Source organism: Blautia sp. AF32-4BH, from assembly GCF_003460565.1.
Taxonomy (GTDB): domain Bacteria; phylum Bacillota; class Clostridia; order Lachnospirales; family Lachnospiraceae; genus Fusicatenibacter; species Fusicatenibacter saccharivorans.
In genome coordinates this window covers 33,656-53,419 of record NZ_QTVL01000016.1, presented here as the reverse complement: position 1 = coordinate 53,419, position 19,764 = coordinate 33,656, and the positions used below count along the sequence as shown (strand labels likewise).

Here is a 19,764-nt window from a genome sequence, read left to right as displayed (position 1 = left end):
AAATATATAAAGAAATAGAATGTATTTTCTGATCTGCAAAAGTACACTTTCTGAAAACGGGGGATTAGGTAGGGGGGATGAAAAAGAAAAAATCGAAATCCAAAACCAAAGATATAGAAGCAGGAGGAATGTGTTATGACACGAAAAAAACAGATGTATTTGTTTTTAATGGTCTTAAGCATGATGATGCTAATTGGATGTGGTAAGTCAACATCGGGAACCAAAGAAGTTACAGATGGCAGCATTGTGGTTCAAGTTCCAGAGGGCAGTACTGTAGAGAGTTTATTTGATTTTACATCTACAGAGAATATCAGCTTAAGTGGTGCAGCAAGTGGAATAATTCATGTGGGAAATTTGGCAAACGGCAACTCAGTAGTATGGAAATCAGATTCAGTTTTTCTGTATCTGCAAGGAAAAGCCCAAGATGTAAGTGTGATATATTACTCGAACAGGCTTGATGATGATCCGATTCCCTATAGCGAATTTAAAGAATAATTTATGGTTCATGTTTGAAAAGAAGGAGAAAAATTAAATGACATATATACGTATCGGTGGCAGCAGTTTTTCTGATAAAGATATTTTTGCGTTTGTTATAGTTGTTTTAGTGATAGGAATCGCTTCCTGGATTGGATACTTTATTTTGAAATCAAAGGACAATTCCAAGCCACTGGAAAAATCGAAAGTAAAAATTCTTGAGAAACCAGTACAAAAAGGAAACATTGAATGGTATGTGGTTGAATTTGAAAATGGAGAGCGTAAAAAGCTTAGAAGTTTTCATGCAGACACCATATTTATTGCAGTAGGAGATGAAGGCATCCTGGAATATCGGGGAATTACAATTCAATCGTTTCGGCCATTAACAGCAAAAAAATAGATAAAAAAATAAATTAAGAGAGAAGGAAGGATATGGGAACAGCTACATATGTAAAAATTTGTTGTCCACGGTGTGGAGAAAAAGACTTAAATATTATAGGAGATCGGGATATAGGAGGTGCTGTAGCAAGCGGAATGGGTGTTTCTGTATTTGCTGGTACGAAAGCTGGAGTATTAGCCGGAGCGAGTGGTTTACAACAGAAGATATATTGGATCTGTAAAAAATGTGGAAGAAAATTTAGAAATCCAGATGAACTTACGGCAGAGATAGAAGCATACCAAAAACGGGCTAAAGGATTTAAAATTGTAGGAATAATAATGTCAGTATTGATGCTGGTAGCGGCGGCAGGAATGCTCATTAATGGAATCGGAATCATGGCATTGTTTTTCTTGATTCTGGATGCACCATTTATTTTATGTATGCGGGTATCTGCATACCAAGTTCAGAGCCGAAAACAAGAGCTGAACGAAATTATGGAAGGGATGCAAAGAATGTGGCAATCTGGATCCAAATAAAATAGTGTTCGTGATAAAAATTTCAAAATGTGGAGGGAAATAAATGCTTTGCAAAAAATGCGGAACAGAAAATCCAGATGGGGCAAAATATTGCAGTAAATGTGGAAAAGCGCTAAATGAAAAGTCACCTGCAAAAAAAAACAGAGAAAAGGGTATTGTATTAGCAGTGTGTGTGATTGTAGCAGTCGTACTTCTTGTTTATACACTTGGGGGAAGAAGCTACAAAAAGACAATAGATACATTTGTAACGTCGCAGTTTGCGGTAGATGCACAATCTATTGTAGAATTGCTTCCGGAAAAGGTAGTAGATAAAGCATTAGAGGAGACAGGATATAGCAAAACAGAGTTGGTAGATGAGGCGAATGATTCTCTCAAGAAACAAGTGGATTCCTTGGATCAATCGCTGGGAGATGACTGGAAACTGTCTTATAAAATGACAAATGTTGAAGATGTGACAGATGATGACCTGGATGATTTAAAAAGCAATTATGAAGATATAAACGTAAAAGTATCTGCAGCTAAAACTGTAGAGGTTGAGTTTACTTTGAAAGGAGATGAAACAGAAGTAAGCAATTCTCTGGAAATATCTGTAATAAAAGTAGATCGTTCTTGGTATTTAGATCTGTATACAATGGGAAACCTGTTTTAGAAGAAAAATCAGATGAAAAAGGACTCTGTATGTTTTATACGGGGTCCTTTTTTGAAAGGAGCACAAATGGAAAAGAAAATGAGGAATATTTTGATCGCGTTGATAATAGGGTTTCAAGTATTTCCGATTACGGTATATGGAAAAGGGAAAGATGCTTTTCTGGCGTATCAGGAAGCAATGCAGAAAACAGTCGTGTCAGGAAACTGGAAAGAAGAACTGGATATGGATGCAGATATGACAATTATCCAGGGAAAAGCAAAAACGAAAACGAAAGTTACATTGGATGCAGTTACAGAGGTATCTGGTTATGATGAGAATGACAGTTCTGCAGTTCAAATGACAGGCTCTGCCAGTATGGCTGTACTTGGACAAAAATATATATGGAATATGACGTATCGAGATGGGACGGCTCATTATGAATATAAGGAACCAGTAAGCAAAACGGTAGATGTTGAGATGAATCCAAATTATTTTCAGTTCTCTTCATTAACGCAGAATATGATGAAAAAGAGTAAAATTTCTGGAAATGAGATTACCTTTACAATTCCGGCAGAGAAAGCGAATGAGATAGGAGTAGCCGCTGCTCAGATGGTAGAGGGAGTAGAAAATTTAAAATACAGCGATGTAGAAACAAAAATAACCATAGATAAAACAACAGGAAAGATTGATGAAATTCTTATGGACTTTCAGGCATCTATGCAGTATCAGGGATATGATGCGGATATGCAGTATACAGTAAAATATAAATTTTTAAGTCTCGATCAGGGTGGAGCAGAGGAAACGGAACAGCAGAAGAATGAGGAGGAAAGCACACCAGAAGATGGATTAGCGGTTTATTCAGATTATACCAGTCTGAGTATTTGTAAAGATAATATCATTACGTTAAGTGCTGGAATTTTCAACAATGGAGAACTGATGGATGATGTTTCCGGAATTACATTTTGGGTAGATGATTCATCAGTTCTTGAACTAAAAAAAACAGGTGTGGCAGATAAACGACGTTATACAGAATGGAAAGGAATTCAGACGGGAACGGCACATGTGTTTTTTCAAGACACAAATACAGGGTATATGAGTGAGATTCCAGTTACAGTGTATAAAGACCATGAGCATTCCTATACGGTAAATGCTGTGCCTGTACAATATATTGAAAAAGAATATGCTACCAATATTTATAATATGAATGGTTTATATATTGACAATTATGCATATGAAATAAATAAAGATAATAGGACAGCAAGTGTATCGTTTGATGTATACAACAGCAGTTACATATATGGAAGTGTAGAGACGTATGATGAAAATGGACGTTTAAAAGATGTGATTTTGATTAAAAAGATGAGTTCCAGTAATACGAGTATGAAAGGTGCATTGTGGGATAACACAAGTGGGTTGATTTCTGATTTGAAAGATGGAACAATAGGAAGTTATCGACAGAAAAGTGGATTTTCAAAAAAGACGTCAGTCAAGATAGAAATACCAAAAGATGGGTATATTAAAATCAGCAATGATCCACAGGATTCGGCAGTGGTCAATATTATAAATTCAGCGGATCTCCTGATTGGCATTGGCAAACTGGCAAAGACGATCAAAAATTTTGATGTGGACAGTGAAGTATTTAGCAAAGCATTGACTAAAAAACTGCTGGAAAGTAAAACATTTGTGACTTTAATTGAAGATGGAAGCGAGCTTCCGCAAAATTTATGTAAAGGTGTTTCAGATAAAGTATTTTTTTCGACAGAATCGTTGGGTTCATTTAGCGAAACCATTATAAAAAATTTAAATGAATTTGATTTGATGGAGGTCATTGAGGATACAGCTAAAGATTTCGGTGTGAGTATTGGCGAAAAAATATTTCATTTTGTATCTGGTCCGGCAGGAAAAGCTTTAGATGCAATATTTGTTATGGGAAAAGTTGAAAATGAATTTTTGCAGCATATGAATTTTATCAGGTCGCAGGGCGTGGGTTCTGTTTATATTCAAAATCAAAAAGGATTTCGGGCATCGCAGCAGATCAGGGTGGAGAGCAAAAATGGATTTTCAGATGAAACATCGTTGAGCGTTTTTAAAGTGGAGTTGGATTCTGAAAAATTGGAGGAACTAAAGAAAACAAATTTAGCGGCTTACAATGCGATTAAAGATCGAACATCTTACACATACAATATTTCACTTATGGAAAGCGGAGAAGAAATACAGCCAGAACAAAATGTGCAGGTATATATTCCAATTCCAGAAAAAATGAAGCTTTTTGCCTATCTTGGAAAAACAAAAATTTACAGGGTGGAAGCGGATGGATCCTTAACAGAAATGGATGTGAAAATAAAAAATGGAGAATTTATATTTGAAACATCACATTTTAGCGTTTATACATTGATAGAGGAGAGTCTAAGAAAAGAGATTATGTTAGTAATATTAAGCATTTTAGTTTTTGCTGGAATATTAGTATATTTGAGGAAAAGAAAAAAATAAATTGTAGGGCATTGTGTAACAAAAAAAGAATGTATTAAATCAAGTATAAAAAAGCAAATAAAGGTCATATCCAGTTATGGTGTAGAATTATGAAAACAAAATATTCCGATCAGCCAGACACTGGAGATTTACTGTTCCACAGTTGCTGATTCGTCTTATATCGAAACTGACGATGCACAAGGAGAAACCAATATTGTCCTTGATGTTGCAGATCAGCCGGTGAAACATCAAAATAAGATGTTGGTAATTATTTTAGGAATTGGGATTCTGGCAATTGGTGTTATAGCTATTTTAGCAATTAAAAGGAAACAAAGAAAGTGAAAGGAAAGACCGGATGAAACATATCTAAAAACTAAAAGCTTGTAACGAAGAAACAGGTGCTATCTGAGAAAAAGAGATAGCACCTGTTTCTTCGTTATCCACAGCAGCCCGGAATCAGAAATCCGATGTAGCTGATGAGAAACAGTACAAGCCAGACTGCTCCCGGCAGGAGTGTCAGATGGCAGGAGGCGCGTTTCCACTCAGCGGGAAGTTTCGCGGTGAGAGAAGAGTAGCCGTCATCGATCCAGACCATCAGCGGGACAAGCGCCGGCATCAGGTAGCGGCCCTGCGACTGGTAGTCGCTGAAATACGTGTTGTACATGTCCATGAACAGCGTGATCAGGCAGGCGAGGAGCAGCATCACAAAGAGGAGAAGCTGCGGCTTTTTGCGGAGCCAGTGCGGGATCATGGCAAGAAACAGAAACAGCAGGAATCCGAACGCCATCAGCGCACCGTACAGCAGGTAAAGCACCATCGGAAGATGGACGGTCATGTAGGAGAACGAGCCGATGAAGCTGCTGACGGTGGAGAACAGCCAGTTGGAGGTGCGTCCCTCCGGGGTCTGTAAATACGTCTGCTTAAAGCTCCAGCCTTCGGATGCCGGTGTCTGGCGGTTTTTCGGTTTGTACTCCTCAGTGGCATACAGCGATGCGGATTCCTTTGTGGTGCGCATGCCGAGCAGGTCTCCGTCGTGGATGACGGCATTGCGGATGAAGAACCAGCCGCCGATCAGGAAGGCGATGGCAAAGACCAGAAGAGCTTTGGCGAAGATCTCCTTTGCCGGTTTCCTGAAATGTATCATCAGCGCGAAGAATAGAAGAATGCTGCAGAGCAGATACGCGTAGGCGTTGTAGTACGACAGCGCGCAGAGTCCGCAGCCTGCTCCAAGGCCGATGCAGTCTTTTTTACAAAATGCGCTTTTCATGCCGCGAATCCAGAAATAGATGATCAGTGCGACCGTGAAAACGGCGAACGAGTCGTTGTTTACATAGCAGGAGAGGAACACGAACTGCGGCAGGAAACCGACGAAAATACCGCCAAGCAGTGCCGATTCGCGGCGTTCAAAGAGCTCTTCTCCGATCAGAAAGACAACGATCAGTGTGCCGGTGCCGGAAAGGACGCTGGTGAGGCGGGCGGCAGTTAAAAGAGCCGCTGCACTTTTCGTAAACAGCGATGTAATGGCCATAAACACGGAGCTGATGATCGCGGTCAGATACGGATACAGCGCATAGGAGAATCCCCACAGCGGATGGCGCACCGATTCTTCCATGCCGTTCGGCAGTGTGTGGTGTGAGACGATGTATTCCGGAATCAGCATCCGCATCGCCTCATCGGGGGCGTGTTCGGTTTTCAGGAAAATCGAGGTGCCAAAAGAGATGCAGAAAAAGCCGAAAATCAGCATATACTTGGCCCAGTAGTAGTCTTTTTTATTCATAGAGTCTCCTAAAATCTCCAGTCCCGGACGGGAAAAAGTCCGGCGTAATATTTTGCGGCGGAACAAAAATGGAAAAGCGTCCGTCCGCGGATACGTTATAGTATACATGATTCTTATGGTAAAAGAAATTGATTTTTCGTCGAAAAACAAACAAACTGCTCCATGGCTTCACTGTTTTTTCACAAATTTTCCAGCAAATTATCACATTTTCAGAATAAGATAAAGTGTCTTTAGAAAATGAGAGCATCTCCGGCTCTTTCACCCCCAAGGGCGGGCTGGGACTGCTTTAAGAAACAAGGAGGAAGGAACATTGATAGAGGTTAAAAATCTGGTGAAACGCTATGGCGACCACGTAGCTGTCAACAACCTGAGTTTTACCGTAGAAGAAGGCCAGATCTATGGTTTTCTTGGCCCAAACGGTGCCGGAAAATCAACGACCATGAACATCATCACCGGCTATCTGGCATCTACGGAGGGCGAGGTGCTGATCAACGGCCACAATATCCTGGAGGAGCCGGAGGAGGCAAAGAAATGCATCGGCTATCTGCCGGAGCTGCCGCCGGTCTACACGGACATGACCGTTCTGGAATATCTGAAATTCGTGGCGGAATTAAAGAAAATTCCAAAGGATCAGAGAAAGAAACAGATTCTTGAGGTCATGAATCTGGTGAAGATCACCGATATGCAGAACCGTCTGATCAAGAACCTGTCGAAAGGATACCGACAGAGGGTCGGACTGGCACAGGCAGTGCTCGGTTATCCGCCGATCATCATCCTCGATGAGCCGACGGTAGGCCTGGATCCCAAGCAGATCATTGAGATCCGCGACCTGATCAAATCACTGGGTAAAAAACATACCGTTATCTTAAGTTCCCACATCCTCTCCGAGGTCAGCGCTGTCTGCGATTACGTCATGATTATTGCAAAGGGACAGCTCGTTGCGAGTGATACCCCGGAAAACTTAAGTAAACTGATGCTTGGATCAAACACGGTTACATGTACCGTTCACGGAACGAGAAAGCAGCTGGTTCCGGCGCTTAATGCGCTCGATGCAAAAGAGATCCAATATGAAAATACGCCGAATGAGGAGCAGATTAAGGTAAAAATTACCACGGAAAAGGATAAGGATATCCGCGAGGAGCTGTTCTATGCACTGGCAAAGGCCAACTGCCCGATCCTCGAGCTGACTTCCTCCTCGATGTCTCTGGAAGACGTCTTCCTGGAGCTGACCGATGATTCCGGAAAGGCTGCAAGAAAGCTGAAAAAAGCAGAGAAAGAACAGCTGAAACAAAAAGAATGTGAAAAAGAATGTGAACCAGAAGCAGACAAAACGGCTGTCGGGGAAACGTCTGAAGAAAAAAGCACAGATGCAGCGGAATCAGCCGCTGAAACAAAACAGGAGGAGGGAGACGCACAATGACGGCGATTTATAAAAAAGAGTTAAAAAGCTATCTGACAAGCATGATCGGATATCTGTTTATGGCGTTTACTCTGGCGCTGTTCGGCCTGTATTTTACGGCCATCAATCTGCAGCAGGGTTACCCGGAGATCGGATACGCGCTGCAGAATTCCGCATTTATTCTGCTGATCGCAGTACCGGTTCTGACAATGCGTGTCCTGTCGGAGGAGCAGAAAAATAAGACGGATCAGCTGCTCCTTACCGCACCGGTAAAAATTTCCGATATTATCCTTGGAAAATATCTGGCACTTCTCACCATTTATGTGATTCCAGTGCTGATTATGTGCCTGTATCCGCTGCTTCTTGGAACCCACGGAACAGTTTCCTACGCTGTATCCTACACTTCGATCCTTGGCTATTTCCTGCTGGGAGCAGCCTATATTTCGGTCGGTGTGTTCGTTTCCTCCATCACCGAGAGCCAGGTCATCGCAGCCGTTGTCGGCTTTGTGATCCTGTTCCTGTGCTACGTGGAGAGTGGTATCGCAAACTTCTTCCCGGAAGGAGCCGGAAGCTCTTTCTTTGCGTTCTTTATCATCATTGCACTGGTATGCCTCTGGATCGGCAGTATGATTAAAAACCCGATCATTACCGGTGTGATTGCCGTGATCGGCGAAGGCGCGCTGACGGCAGTTTACTTTACAAAATCCACCCTTCTCGAGGGCAAAATCCAGGATCTGCTCGGTGTATTCAACATGGCAGGCCATATGGATAACTTTGTGAACGGTATTCTGGACATTGGCGGTGTTGTTTACTACCTGTCCGTCATTGCAATCTGCACTTTCCTTGCAATGCAGTCCCTGCAGAAGAAACGCTGGAATTAGGAGGTGGAGACGATGAGCAGCGAAAAGAAAGAAAAGAAACAGCATAAAATGAATTTTAATATTAAAGAAAAGCTGAAAAAGACGTTCTCCAAAGAACATCTGAAGGAAGTGTTTACCGGCGAGGAGCAGAAAAAGCATCTGAAACAGGGCTCTTATTCTTCGATTATGACGGTGATTGTTCTGGCCGTGATTGTAGTTATTAACCTGATTGTGGCACAGATTCCGACCAGTAAAACGCAGATTGACCTGAGTACCCAGAAAATGTACTCCATTACAGATGAGACGAAAACGGCATTAAAGGACCTCGATCAAGACGTCACCCTGTACTATATCGTACAGAAAGGCAGCGAAAACGATACGATCGAGAAGCTGCTGGAGCACTACGATGAGCTTTCTGACCATATCAAAGTAGAGACAAAAGACCCGGATCTGTATCCGAAATTTACGAGTCAGTATACCGATCAGACGGTAGCTGCAAACAGTGTAATTGTCGTATGCGGCGATAAGAGCAAGGTGGTCAGCAACAGTGATATGTGGGAGACTTCCACAAACTATCAGACCTATCAGACACAGACGACCGGCTTTGACGGCGAGGGTCAGATTACCAGCGCCATCACGTATGTGACGAGTGAAAACAACCCGAAGGTTTACTGGGTAACCGGCCACGGCGAGGCTTCCGAGAGCGATCTTTCTACGAACTTCAGTGATGCAGTTAATAAAAACAATGTGGAAATTAGTGATCTTGCCCTGATGACAGACGATATCCCGGAGGATGCCGAGGAGCTTGTAATCATGTCCCCGACCACCGATTTTTCAGAGGATGAGGCAAATAAAGTCATTACCTACCTGGAAAACGGCGGAAAACTTCTGATGTTCACCAGCTATACCGGAACGGATATGCCAAATCTGGATTCCATTCTGGAAAATTACGGCGTGAAACGCTCCAGCGGAATTGTTGTGGAGACCGATTCCCAGCATTATTATCCGCAGATGCCGTATTATCTGCTGCCGAACATTCAGAGTGATGACATTACAACCGAAGTAAAGAGTAATTACATTCTGATGCCGGTTGCACAGGCAATTCAGAAGCTCGATTCTTATCGTGATACCATTACGATCAAGAGCCTTCTGACGACCACCGAGGACGCTTATATTGAAAATGACCCGGAGAACAGCACCTGGTCGAAGAGTGCGGACAGTGAGACGGGCGCATTTGACCTTGGCGTTTCCATTACAGAAACTGTAGATGATAAAGAGACACAGATCATTTATTTCTCGAGTGCATCGATGCTGAGCAGCCAGATTGATCAGGCAATCAGCGGTGCGAACTCGAAGCTGGCAGCGACTGCACTGACCTCCATGTGTGATGTGGAGCAGACCGTTGTTATTCCAAGCAAGAGCACAAGCTATACAAACCTGGTATTTACACAGGGGGCAGTTAACACCTGGTCTATTATTACCATTGCGGGAATTCCGCTGGTACTTGTTGTGATTGGCGTGATGATCTGGATGAAGAGGAGAAAACAGTGATGAAGAAAAAAGGAAAGATGGCGGCCTGCCTGATCCTTTTGGTACTGCTTCTTGCCGTACTGGTGGTGCTGACGAAGAAAAACAGCACCGCCGATGCGGACAGCGGCAGTTCGAATTCTGGTGCAGACGCCGAAAAAGTGGTTGATTTTTCAAAAGATGATGTAACAGCGCTTTCGTTCCAGATCAACGGAGAGACGGTGTCCTTTACGAAAACAGCAGGAGACGATGATACCGATATCTGGACATACGATCAGGAGGATGGATTCCCACTGGATGAGGGCAAGATAACGAACGTTTTAAGCTCTCTTAGCAGCATGACAGCAGAAAGAGTCATTGAAGGCGATGAAATCGATTCTATGGCCGATTTTGGGCTCGAGACGCCGTCTCAGGAGGTTGTAGTGACTGCGGGAGACGAGAAAACGACGATTCATGTCGGAGATAAGAACAGCTCGAGCAGATACTATATTTATCTGAACGATGATACGAGTAAGGTTTATCTGGTAAGCACATCGCTTGGAACGATGTTCCCGTCCGATATGATGGAGTGGGCGACAACGGAATCCATGCCATCTGTGACGGCGGAAAACATTACAAAGCTGCAGGTGGAGGGTGAGAACGGATATACGCTGACAAAAGAAGTAAGCGCTGCTGATTCGGCACTTCAGACGGATGAATGGCAGGTTGTGGACGCAGATGGAGCGGCACATGGCGGTGATGCGGATTCGATCGGCACCATGACAAGTGCAGTGGCATCTCTTAGCTTTGGAGATCTTGTTACGTACAACGCATCGGATCTTTCCCAGTATGGACTGGATCAGCCAAAGACGACGATCCGCGTGCATTACACAGAAGAGCAGGAGGTTGCTTCGGATGATGCGACGACGGCCGATACTTCTTCGGATTCTGCGGCAGATTCTGCATCAAGCGACAGCACTGCAACGAGCTCTTCTTCCGAAACGACAACCGTTACGGTGGAGAAAGATCTGGTATTGTATGTCGGCAATGCAAATGAGGACGGCGGTTCTTATTACGTGAAGCTGGACGGCTCGAATGAAGTTCATCTGATGACGGCTTCGAATGTTGAAACCTTCACCGGAAAGAAGGCATCTGATTTCTGGAACATGTATATCGGCATGGAAAATGTATCGGATCTGACGAGCCTTGATATTACGTATAACGGCGAGACGAAGACGTATGTACGCCATGTGGAAGAGAAAAAGGATGACGACAGCGATTCCACAACACAGGAAATCAGTTACATCTGCGGCGATGAAACGATTGATAAATCAACGTTTACCACGTTCTATTCTTCGCTCATTGGCCTGAAGGCGCAGACGAAGGATGAAAGCCTCGTGCAGGCCAAGGATACCGAGTTTACCGCAGTCTTCCATATGACAGACGGCGACCTGACATTTGCTTACAGCCCGTATGATTCGAGCTTCTATTACACGGTAGATGAGGACGGAGTGCCGTCTCTTGTGAATAAAAATAACGTGAAGACCATGCTGGAAAATTACGGGAAACTGCTTGCGGCAAAGACGGAAGATGACAGTTCTTCAGACAGCACGTCAGAATCAGCGGAATAAAGAGTCATTAAAATCTGGTTAAAATTGAAAACGGAGGATTTACTGAGAGTGAAAAAATCAGTAAGTCTTCCGCTTTTTTATGGGAAAATGAAAGCGGAAGAAGTATAATGGGAGTATAACAAAGACGGTGGATGGGGGGGTGAAAGGATGAAAAAGGTTTGTTTGACAGTATTGTGTATTCTGCTGGTGGGCTGCGGTAATGCAGAAACGGCGGAAACAGAGGAGAAAATGCGGTTTGAAAATCTGGATCCGGCAAAGGTAAATATGCAGTACGGAGGGTTGAAGGAGTGGGATCGGTTTTATAATAGCTTTTATGAGCAGAAAGAGGGAAGCGATCTCATTGTTCTAGGAACGGTAGAGGATTATAGCTGTTTTGCCGGGGGAATTGAGATTGCAACCGATATTTCACTGCGGGTGGATGACGTTTTGAAAGGTGATATGGAAGCCGGAGAACATATTACGGTTCGAAAGCCGGGCGGAGCAGTTACGGTGGAAGAGTATCTGCAGTCCATGGAGGATGCGGGAATTACGTACTGGAACGCAGAGGAGCTGAAAGCGGAGTATTCGGAGGAGGAACGGCGGGAGAACTATATACAGATCAGCTTCTGCGACCTTGATCCGGTGATCGGGCAGAAATCCTTGTATTTTCTGGAGAAAGATGCGGAAAAGGAGCTTTATTACCGGCTTTGCGACGGGTTTGGACAGTATGTAGAGACTGCGTCGGGTGAATATGTAAACGCGTATGAGATTGCAGATGAGAAAAGAAATGCGGATGAGCCAATGATGCTTGCACTGGGAGAAACGGTGGAATTTGACCCGGATGCAGCGCCGGAGGAGAGAATTAATATTTATACGATGGATGAAATAAAAGAGGGAATGGAAACGTATACAGCGCCGCCAACGGATTATCCGGGCGCAGAGGAAGATGCGTTGGAAATGGACTGTGAGCCGGGTTAAAAATGGAAAAACGGAGGATTTACTGACATGGAAATATCAGTAAATTCTCTGTTTTTTTGTCTCATTTTTTTCGCTCGAGGCCGGGAGCAGAAGGGGGTATTACTGTACCGGTGCGAAGAAGATCTGGATCTGGTCTAAGAGGGCCTGCGGGGCCTCCATCTGCGGCATGTGCTTTGTTTTCGGCAGGATCTGGGTTTCGATGGAGGTGTTGAGCGCTGTGTACAGCGCAAAGGTTTCTGCGATGCCCGGTTCCTCCTCACCGCCGATGAGGAACATGCTGTTGTCGATGTGTTTTAAGGCGTGGCCGATGTTGAGGTTCACGTAATTGCCCACGAGGCTTGCGAGAAGGTACTTTCCGGCGCTGTTCTGGAGGTGTGCGGACTCGTAGAAGGCGTCTACGTCCTCCGGTGAGCGGTGGAATGGGTTGTGATAATAGCTCTCAGTGAATAAAAGCTCGATGTTGGAGCGGCCGGTGAGCGTGTGGTACAGCAGCGTGCCGACGAGCGGGAGCTCGATCATGCGTTTCAGGAAGCGGCTGCGTTTATCCGGGATTTTGTTGAGCTTGGCAAGGTCGGTCGGGTTGATCATCATGATTCGGCCAAAGCATTTCGGGGCTGTATTGCAGGCGGTTACGACGAAAGAACCGGATAAACCGGATGCAATTACGTCGGTTGGACATCCGATGACCTGCTTGATGAAGGTGACGATGAGCTGTACGTATAAAAAGTTCGTGTACGTGATCGCCGGCTTGTCGGAACGGCCGCAGCCGAGAAGATCGAGTGTGTAGACGGTGTGATCCTTTGCGAGAGTATCCTCAATATACTGCCATTCGCGGCCGCTGGAGGCACAATGTAAGTCATGAAGTAAGAGCATCGGGGTTCCGGTGCCTTTTTTTGTGTAAAAAATATCGCCGAACTGCCAGGAGAAGATCTCTTTTTCGGTCGCTGCGAGCAGGTTTTTCCGTATGGCAGCGGTATCGAGTGTCTTATTTAAAAAGTAAATCGCTGCACCGGACATCGTGGTTAATACACTGAGCGTAACCAGTTTTTTGCTGTGTTTCATATCTAAAACTCCTTTCAGGGTTCTCCCAAAGGGGATGGATTCGGGGAAAATGTGGTGCTTTTTACCCATTATAAGCGAAAAAGGAGAAAGATACAATGCAAAAATGAAGGGAAAGATGGGAAAAAGAGAAAAAACAGAGGATAATTGAGCAAATTGTAGCGGCAATTGTGGACAACAATGATTATGTAAACCAAAGATAAAACGCGTTACTAAATAGTTTACATAACTATGAAAAATGAGAAAAAAAGCAAACCTGATGACTACAAAAACCTGAAAATACGAGAACGAAATAAAATCCTGACAAACGGGTGAAAAAACCGAAAAAAGAGGGCCAAGATCGGGTTTAGTAAATGGTTCGGAAAATACGAAAAAACGAATTAAAAAGTTCAATTTATATAAAAATACAAAAACATAATTAAATAATTTAATAAAACGAAGAAATGGAAAGTATAAAACGGTGTGAAACATGCGAAAATATGGGAAAAACAAGAGAAAAGAATAAAAATATAAAAATGGAAGAAAAAATACGAATGTTTTAAAAGTTTGAAAGACGAAAAACAGCTGGGGAACGAAGGAAGAGGATAAGAAAACTGCTTCTCCATGAAGAATGAGAACTGGAAAATGTGAAAAATGATGTTTCACGTGAAACATTGGGAGAGGTGTGAAATATGAAAAAGAGGGAGTGAGAGAGTTACATAAGTAAAAAGTGAAAAAGATGAAAAAAGGCAAAAAAGGAGAAAAAAGAGGAAAAAGAGGAAAAAGGATAAGAAAGGCAAATGAAGCAAAATATGAGTAAAAAAAGAGAAAAAGAGTAGAAGAAGGGTAGAAGAAAGGAAAGGACAGCACGACGGACAAAAAGAGAAAAAACGTAGAAAGTAAAGATGGAGCAGCAACAGCGGAAGAAGAAATAGAGACGTTGGCTGAAAAGAACAATAGACATAGGCGAAGAGGGGGATTGGGATGTAGCGTGAAATGGAAGAGAAATGGTAAAAAAAACAGAAAAATGTGCTACTGGTAATAAAAAGGGGAACAGAAAGAGAAAAAACAGTAAAAAAGGGAGAAAAAAATGTTGCACGGCTCGCGCTTCTTACTGATGGAACTTAAAAACAGAAAAATAGTAAAATCTCATAGAAAAAGCACTAAAATGTAAAAAATGGGATCTGAATCACGCTCAAAAGCTTTTTCTTTGCTAAAAAAAGAGATGTTTACGATCCTGGAAGGCCTGTAAACATCTCTTTTTGCTGATTTTTTGTAGAAATAATGGTTTAGAGCACGTTTGAAAAAATATTTCTGAGTCTATGCGCTGCCATACATCCGAAGGGATCTGTTACGGAAAGTTCCCCTCGGATGTATGGCAGCTTTGCAATATATTTTGCTCTTATTAGTCGACATGACGCGTAATGTCTCTTTTTTTACCCTACAGAAAAAATATTAGTACTGAAAAACGGATTGTCGGCTGGATAAAGCATGAATTCCTGGATGTAAAAAGTATTTTGAAACATAATCCAAAATTTTCTAAAAAAGAGCACTCATACTATCTAAATGATACCTGTTCAACACATCTTTCACCCCGGAAACGATTTCTTCCCTGCTGTAGTTGTGGTCTTCCAGAAAGTCATTGTCCAGCTGATTCAAATGTGAATAGAAGAGAAGTGCAGTCTTTAACGATTCCATATTTTCTGGATTCTGTGTGAAATCATATAACTGATTTTCTGCATCGTTAATAAATCCCTGATCAGCGAGGTGAATCAGCGAATATAACGTTTTTTCTGCATCCTCTGACTCAAAAACAACAGATACAGGATCCTCCTCTTTGAAATCAATATGAAAAAGCAGTTTTAAAACCGTTCGAACCATTTCTTTGATCAAACGCAGCAGATAATCATCTTCAAACATGGCGAAAACCTCCTTTCTTCGGTTGTGAGCAAGTTCGGTCAAAAAATAATGGCCGGAATAGATATAGTATAACATGAAAAAGCCTTGAAAAACGTTAAAAAAAGAAAAATCCCTTTGTGAAACAGCATCTTTTTAAAAATGTTTCACGTGAAACATCGCCAAAAATCTCCAAAATTCACCGGTTTGGTGTCCCGCGATCATGTAAAAATGCAGAAAATGTTTCACGTGAAACATTTCCAGTAGTAAAATCCGGCGTAGTATGATAGAATATTCTTGTCCCAAATTGGGGCAATTTTAGATAGAAATCTGAAGAAATCCTCAGATATACTGGCGCATGAAGAGAAAAATTATTTCCTTGAACACGCCGAAATACCTGCCGCATAGTTTCCTGTTTCCCGAAAAAATGCCGGCAGGTCATTTCCTGTAAAAGGGAAAAACAGTAAAAAAAGGAAAACAAAAAGATGAAAGGAGGCAATACATATTTTGGGAAGAACAATTGCAATTGCCAACCAGAAAGGCGGCGTAGGGAAATCTACCACCGCAATCAACCTTTCTTCCTGTTTAGGGGAAATGGGACAAAAAGTTCTGACCATTGATATGGATCCGCAGGGAAATACAACCAGCGGAATGGGAGTGGAGAAAAACGAAGTAGAAAATACAATCTATGAACTGCTTCTGGGAGAGTCGAAACTGGAGGATTGTATTATTCCGCTGAAATTCGACAATCTTTCCCTCGTTCCTTCCAATGTCAATCTGGCCGGAGCGGAAATTGAGCTGATCGGGGTGGATGATAAAGAATTCATTCTGAAAAAAGCAATCGATCAGGTCCGCGATCAGTATGACTTCATCATCATCGACTGCCCGCCGTCCTTAAATATGCTGACGATCAACGCGATGACCACCGCGGACACCGTTCTGGTGCCGATTCAGTGTGAATATTACGCACTGGAGGGATTATCACAGCTGATGCATACGATTGAGCTGGTGCAGGAGCGTCTGAATCCGGATCTGGAGATGGAGGGCGTTGTCTTTACCATGTACGATGCGAGAACCAATCTTTCTCTGCAGGTAGTGGAAAATGTAAAGGATATCCTGAAACAGAATATCTATAAGACCATTATTCCGAGAAATGTCCGTCTTGCAGAGGCACCGAGCTATGGCATGCCGATCAACTATTATGATAAGCGTTCCACCGGTGCAGAGAGCTACCGTCTCCTGGCAGACGAAGTGATTCACAGGGGGGATGAAGAGTAATGGCGGCAAGAAGAGGAGGATTAGGGAAAGGCCTGGATTCACTGATTTCACCAGGACTCCCATCTAAAGCAGAAGCAAAAGAGAAAAAGGCAAAACCGGAAATTAAGGTTGTCGAGAAGGTTGTTGAAAAAGTTGTTGAAAAACCGATCGAGATGAAACTGAAAATCTCTGATATCGAGCCGAACCGGGAACAGCCGAGAAAGTCTTTTGACGAGGATGGCCTCATCGAGCTCTCGGAATCCATCAAACAGTTCGGTATCCTGCAGCCGATTCTGGTACAGAAAAAGGATGACTACTACGAGATCATCGCCGGAGAGAGAAGATGGAGAGCGGCAAAACTTGCCGGTGTCAAAGAAGTTCCGGTGATTATCAAGGACTTTACCGAGCAGGAAGTCGTAGAGATTTCTTTGATTGAAAATATTCAGAGAGAATCCCTGAATCCAATTGAGGAGGCACACGCATACAAACGCCTGATGGAAGAGTTCCATCTTCGCCAGGACGAAATCGCAGAGCGGGTTTCCAAGAGCAGAACGGCGGTTACGAACTCGATGCGTCTCTTAAAGCTGGATGACAGAGTACAGCAGATGGTTGTCGATGAAATGCTGACAACGGGTCATGTACGGACACTGCTGGCACTGGAGGACAAGGAACTCCAGTACAATACGGCCATGAAAATCTTCGATGAAAAGCTCAGCGTCCGTGAAACGGAGCGCCTGGTCAAAGAGATCTTAAATCCAAAGGTGAAGAAAGAAAAGAAAGTCAACCTGGAAGAGGAAGCCATCTACGAGGGACTGGAAGAGAAAATCAAGAGTATCATCGGTACCAAGGTTTCCATTCACCGCGGGGCAAAGCACAAAGGAAAGATCGAGATCGAGTATTATTCCCAGGAAGAGCTCGAGAGAATCATGGATCTGTTTGAATCAATACAGTAAGAGGTAGAATAATGAGCGATTTATTTAGTAAGGTAGGAATTGACCTTGGCGTTGTTGTACTTCTTCTGATTGTACTGATTATCGTGATGATGATTATGACGGTCAGCATGTCGCTGCGTCTGAGCAGACTGAACCAGAAGTACAGAAGCTTTATGAAGGGAAAAGACGCCCAGTCACTCGAAAAGCTGTTTCATCAGCGGTTCAAGGAAATTGACAAACTGAACAAGCAGAATGAGCTGACGAAAAAAAATCTTGCGGATCTGAAAAAGATCCAGGGCATGACGCTGAACAAATACGGAATCGTAAAATATGATGCGTTTGACGATGTGGGCGGAAAGATGAGTTTTGCGCTGGCAATGCTCGACAAAGAAAACACAGGTTTTATCCTGAATGCAATCCACAGCCGTGACAACTGTTTTTTATATCTGAAAGAGATCGTAAAAGGCGAGTCCTATATCATGCTGAGCGCCGAGGAAATCGACGCGCTGCGCCAGGCAATTACGATGAATTCGATCGATCTGATGTAAAAGCGGACCGCAGAAAAACAGCATGAAAGAACGCTTGAAAAAATGCATATACTGTTATATGATGGTACTGGAACGCGCCAAACCCGCATAAATGCTGGAAAAACGGCAGTGGTTCCGGGCTGGAAAGAACAAAAAGAATCCCGCCAAAATGAGGGGATAAGATCTACTAGGAGGAAATTATGTTAGACATTAAGTTTTTAAGAGAAAACCCGGAAGTTGTAAAACAGAATATCCGAAATAAATTCCAGGATCAGAAACTGGAGCTGGTTGATAAAGTCATCGAGCTGGATAAAGAAAACCGTGACATCAAACAGGAAGTAGAAGCACTTCGTGCAAAAAGAAACAAAATCTCCAAACAGATCGGCGCACTGATGGGCCAGGGCAAGAGAGAAGAGGCTGAGGAAGTAAAGAAACAGGTAGCTGTTGACGGTTCCCGCATCGAGGCTCTTTCTGCAAGAGAAAAAGAAGTAGAAGAAGAAATCAAGAAGATCATGATGGTGATCCCGAACATCATCGATCCTTCCGTACCGATCGGAAAAGATGACAGCGAGAACGTAGAAGCAGAGCGCTTCGGCGAGCCGGTTGTACCGGATTTTGAAATCCCGTATCACACCGACATTATGGAGTCCTTCGACGGAATCGATCTGGACGCAGCAAGAGAAGTTGCAGGAAACGGATTCTATTATCTGATGGGCGACATTGCACGCCTCCACTCTGCCATCCTTTCTTATGCAAGAGATTTCATGATTGACCGCGGATTTACCTACTGCGTACCGCCTTTCATGATCCACGGCAACGTCGTAAACGGTGTTATGAGCTTCGCTGAGATGGAGTCCATGATGTACAAAATCGAGGGCGAGGATCTGTACCTGATCGGAACCAGCGAGCACTCCATGATCGGTAAATTCATCGACAGCATCATCCCGGAGGAGAAACTGCCTCTGACCCTGACCAGCTACTCTCCGTGCTTCCGTAAAGAAAAAGGAGCACACGGCATCGAGGAGCGTGGTGTTTATCGTATCCACCAGTTCGAGAAACAGGAGATGGTTGTTGTCTGCAAACCGGAAGACAGCATGATGTGGTATGACAAACTGTGGAAGAACACCGTAGACCTGTTCCGTTCCATGGATATCCCGGTTCGTACTCTGGAGTGCTGCTCCGGTGACCTGGCTGACCTGAAAGTAAAATCTGTCGATGTTGAGGCATGGTCTCCGCGTCAGAAGAAATACTTCGAGGTAGGAAGCTGCTCCAACCTTGGTGATGCACAGGCAAGACGTCTGAAAATCCGTGTCAACGGCGAGGACGGAAAGAAATACCTGGCACATACCCTGAACAACACCGTAGTTGCTCCGCCGCGTATGCTGATCGCATTCCTGGAGAACAACCTGAATGCCGACGGAACCGTAAGCATTCCGGAAGTTCTTCGTATGTACATGGGCGGAAAAGAGAAACTGGTTCCGAAACACTAATCGCATAA

At 43.5% G+C, this 19,764-nt stretch carries 17 protein-coding genes; 14 read left to right on the top strand and 3 right to left on the bottom strand.

The window, feature by feature from the left end; translation table 11 throughout:
* Positions 1 to 135: 135 nt before the first annotated feature.
* The 5 genes from DWZ44_RS15365 to DWZ44_RS15345 all read left to right on the top strand — a co-directional run bounded on the left by DWZ44_RS15365 (position 136) and on the right by DWZ44_RS15345 (position 4,507).
* Entirely contained in the window at positions 136 to 495 is a 360-nt protein-coding gene (locus DWZ44_RS15365; RefSeq protein ID WP_117805248.1) for a hypothetical protein, read from the top strand.
* A gap of 37 nt (positions 496 to 532) precedes the next feature.
* Complete coding sequence (locus DWZ44_RS15360) at positions 533 to 874, top strand: hypothetical protein (RefSeq protein ID WP_117805247.1); 342 nt, start codon at positions 533 to 535, stop codon at positions 872 to 874.
* A gap of 32 nt (positions 875 to 906) precedes the next feature.
* Positions 907 to 1,389, top strand: a complete 483-nt coding sequence (locus DWZ44_RS15355) for a hypothetical protein (protein WP_117805246.1) — start codon at positions 907 to 909, stop codon at positions 1,387 to 1,389.
* Between the two features lie 43 nt (positions 1,390 to 1,432).
* Positions 1,433 to 2,038, top strand: a complete 606-nt coding sequence (locus DWZ44_RS15350) for a zinc ribbon domain-containing protein (protein WP_117805245.1) — start codon at positions 1,433 to 1,435, stop codon at positions 2,036 to 2,038.
* Between the two features lie 66 nt (positions 2,039 to 2,104).
* Entirely contained in the window at positions 2,105 to 4,507 is a 2,403-nt protein-coding gene (locus tag DWZ44_RS15345) for a hypothetical protein (RefSeq protein WP_117805244.1), read from the top strand.
* A 415-nt stretch (positions 4,508 to 4,922) separates the two neighbouring features.
* Here DWZ44_RS15345 and DWZ44_RS15340 read toward each other — a convergent pair whose 3' ends face one another.
* The gene (locus tag DWZ44_RS15340) at positions 4,923 to 6,263 is read right to left on the bottom strand and encodes an ArnT family glycosyltransferase (protein ID WP_158565088.1); all 1,341 of its coding nucleotides are present in this window, start codon (positions 6,261 to 6,263) and stop codon (positions 4,923 to 4,925) included.
* A gap of 310 nt (positions 6,264 to 6,573) precedes the next feature.
* Between DWZ44_RS15340 and DWZ44_RS15335 the strand changes: the two genes are divergently transcribed.
* The 5 genes from DWZ44_RS15335 to DWZ44_RS15315 all read left to right on the top strand — a co-directional run bounded on the left by DWZ44_RS15335 (position 6,574) and on the right by DWZ44_RS15315 (position 12,616).
* On the top strand, positions 6,574 to 7,683 hold the full coding sequence (locus DWZ44_RS15335) for an ABC transporter ATP-binding protein (protein WP_022462026.1): 1,110 nt from the start codon (positions 6,574 to 6,576) through the stop codon (positions 7,681 to 7,683).
* Positions 7,680 to 8,543 carry an ABC transporter permease subunit gene (locus DWZ44_RS15330; RefSeq protein WP_022462025.1) on the top strand — a complete coding sequence of 288 codons (864 nt, stop codon included), beginning with the start codon at positions 7,680 to 7,682 and terminating at the stop codon, positions 8,541 to 8,543. Before DWZ44_RS15335 ends, DWZ44_RS15330 begins: the two co-directional genes overlap by 4 nt.
* A gap of 12 nt (positions 8,544 to 8,555) precedes the next feature.
* Positions 8,556 to 10,073: a GldG family protein gene (locus DWZ44_RS15325; RefSeq protein WP_243002116.1), complete on the top strand. Its 1,518-nt coding sequence runs from the start codon at positions 8,556 to 8,558 to the stop codon at positions 10,071 to 10,073.
* Entirely contained in the window at positions 10,073 to 11,659 is a 1,587-nt protein-coding gene (locus tag DWZ44_RS15320) for a DUF4340 domain-containing protein (RefSeq protein ID WP_117805242.1), read from the top strand. Before DWZ44_RS15325 ends, DWZ44_RS15320 begins: the two co-directional genes overlap by 1 nt.
* Positions 11,660 to 11,806: 147 nt before the next feature.
* Positions 11,807 to 12,616: a hypothetical protein gene (locus DWZ44_RS15315; protein WP_055266712.1), complete on the top strand. Its 810-nt coding sequence runs from the start codon at positions 11,807 to 11,809 to the stop codon at positions 12,614 to 12,616.
* Between the two features lie 99 nt (positions 12,617 to 12,715).
* Here the strand turns inward: DWZ44_RS15315 and DWZ44_RS15310 are convergent, their stop codons facing one another.
* The gene (locus DWZ44_RS15310; RefSeq protein WP_117805241.1) at positions 12,716 to 13,678 is read right to left on the bottom strand and encodes an alpha/beta fold hydrolase; all 963 of its coding nucleotides are present in this window, start codon (positions 13,676 to 13,678) and stop codon (positions 12,716 to 12,718) included.
* 1,515 nt (positions 13,679 to 15,193) lie between these two features.
* Positions 15,194 to 15,574 carry a DUF6483 family protein gene (locus DWZ44_RS15305; RefSeq protein ID WP_055225943.1) on the bottom strand — a complete coding sequence of 127 codons (381 nt, stop codon included), beginning with the start codon at positions 15,572 to 15,574 and terminating at the stop codon, positions 15,194 to 15,196.
* A 483-nt stretch (positions 15,575 to 16,057) separates the two neighbouring features.
* Between DWZ44_RS15305 and DWZ44_RS15300 the strand changes: the two genes are divergently transcribed.
* From DWZ44_RS15300 to serS, 4 genes are all read left to right on the top strand, one after another.
* Complete coding sequence (locus tag DWZ44_RS15300; RefSeq protein WP_055225942.1) at positions 16,058 to 16,828, top strand: ParA family protein; 771 nt, start codon at positions 16,058 to 16,060, stop codon at positions 16,826 to 16,828.
* A complete protein-coding gene (locus tag DWZ44_RS15295) occupies positions 16,828 to 17,760 on the top strand; it encodes a ParB/RepB/Spo0J family partition protein (protein ID WP_055225940.1) in 933 nt (310 codons plus the stop codon). The genes DWZ44_RS15300 and DWZ44_RS15295 overlap by 1 nt, the downstream gene beginning before the upstream one ends.
* An 11-nt stretch (positions 17,761 to 17,771) precedes the next feature.
* Positions 17,772 to 18,287 carry a DUF4446 family protein gene (locus DWZ44_RS15290; protein ID WP_022461754.1) on the top strand — a complete coding sequence of 172 codons (516 nt, stop codon included), beginning with the start codon at positions 17,772 to 17,774 and terminating at the stop codon, positions 18,285 to 18,287.
* Positions 18,288 to 18,466: 179 nt separating this feature from the next.
* A complete protein-coding gene (serS, locus tag DWZ44_RS15285; RefSeq protein WP_022461753.1) occupies positions 18,467 to 19,756 on the top strand; it encodes a serine--tRNA ligase in 1,290 nt (429 codons plus the stop codon).
* Positions 19,757 to 19,764: the final 8 nt, after the last annotated feature.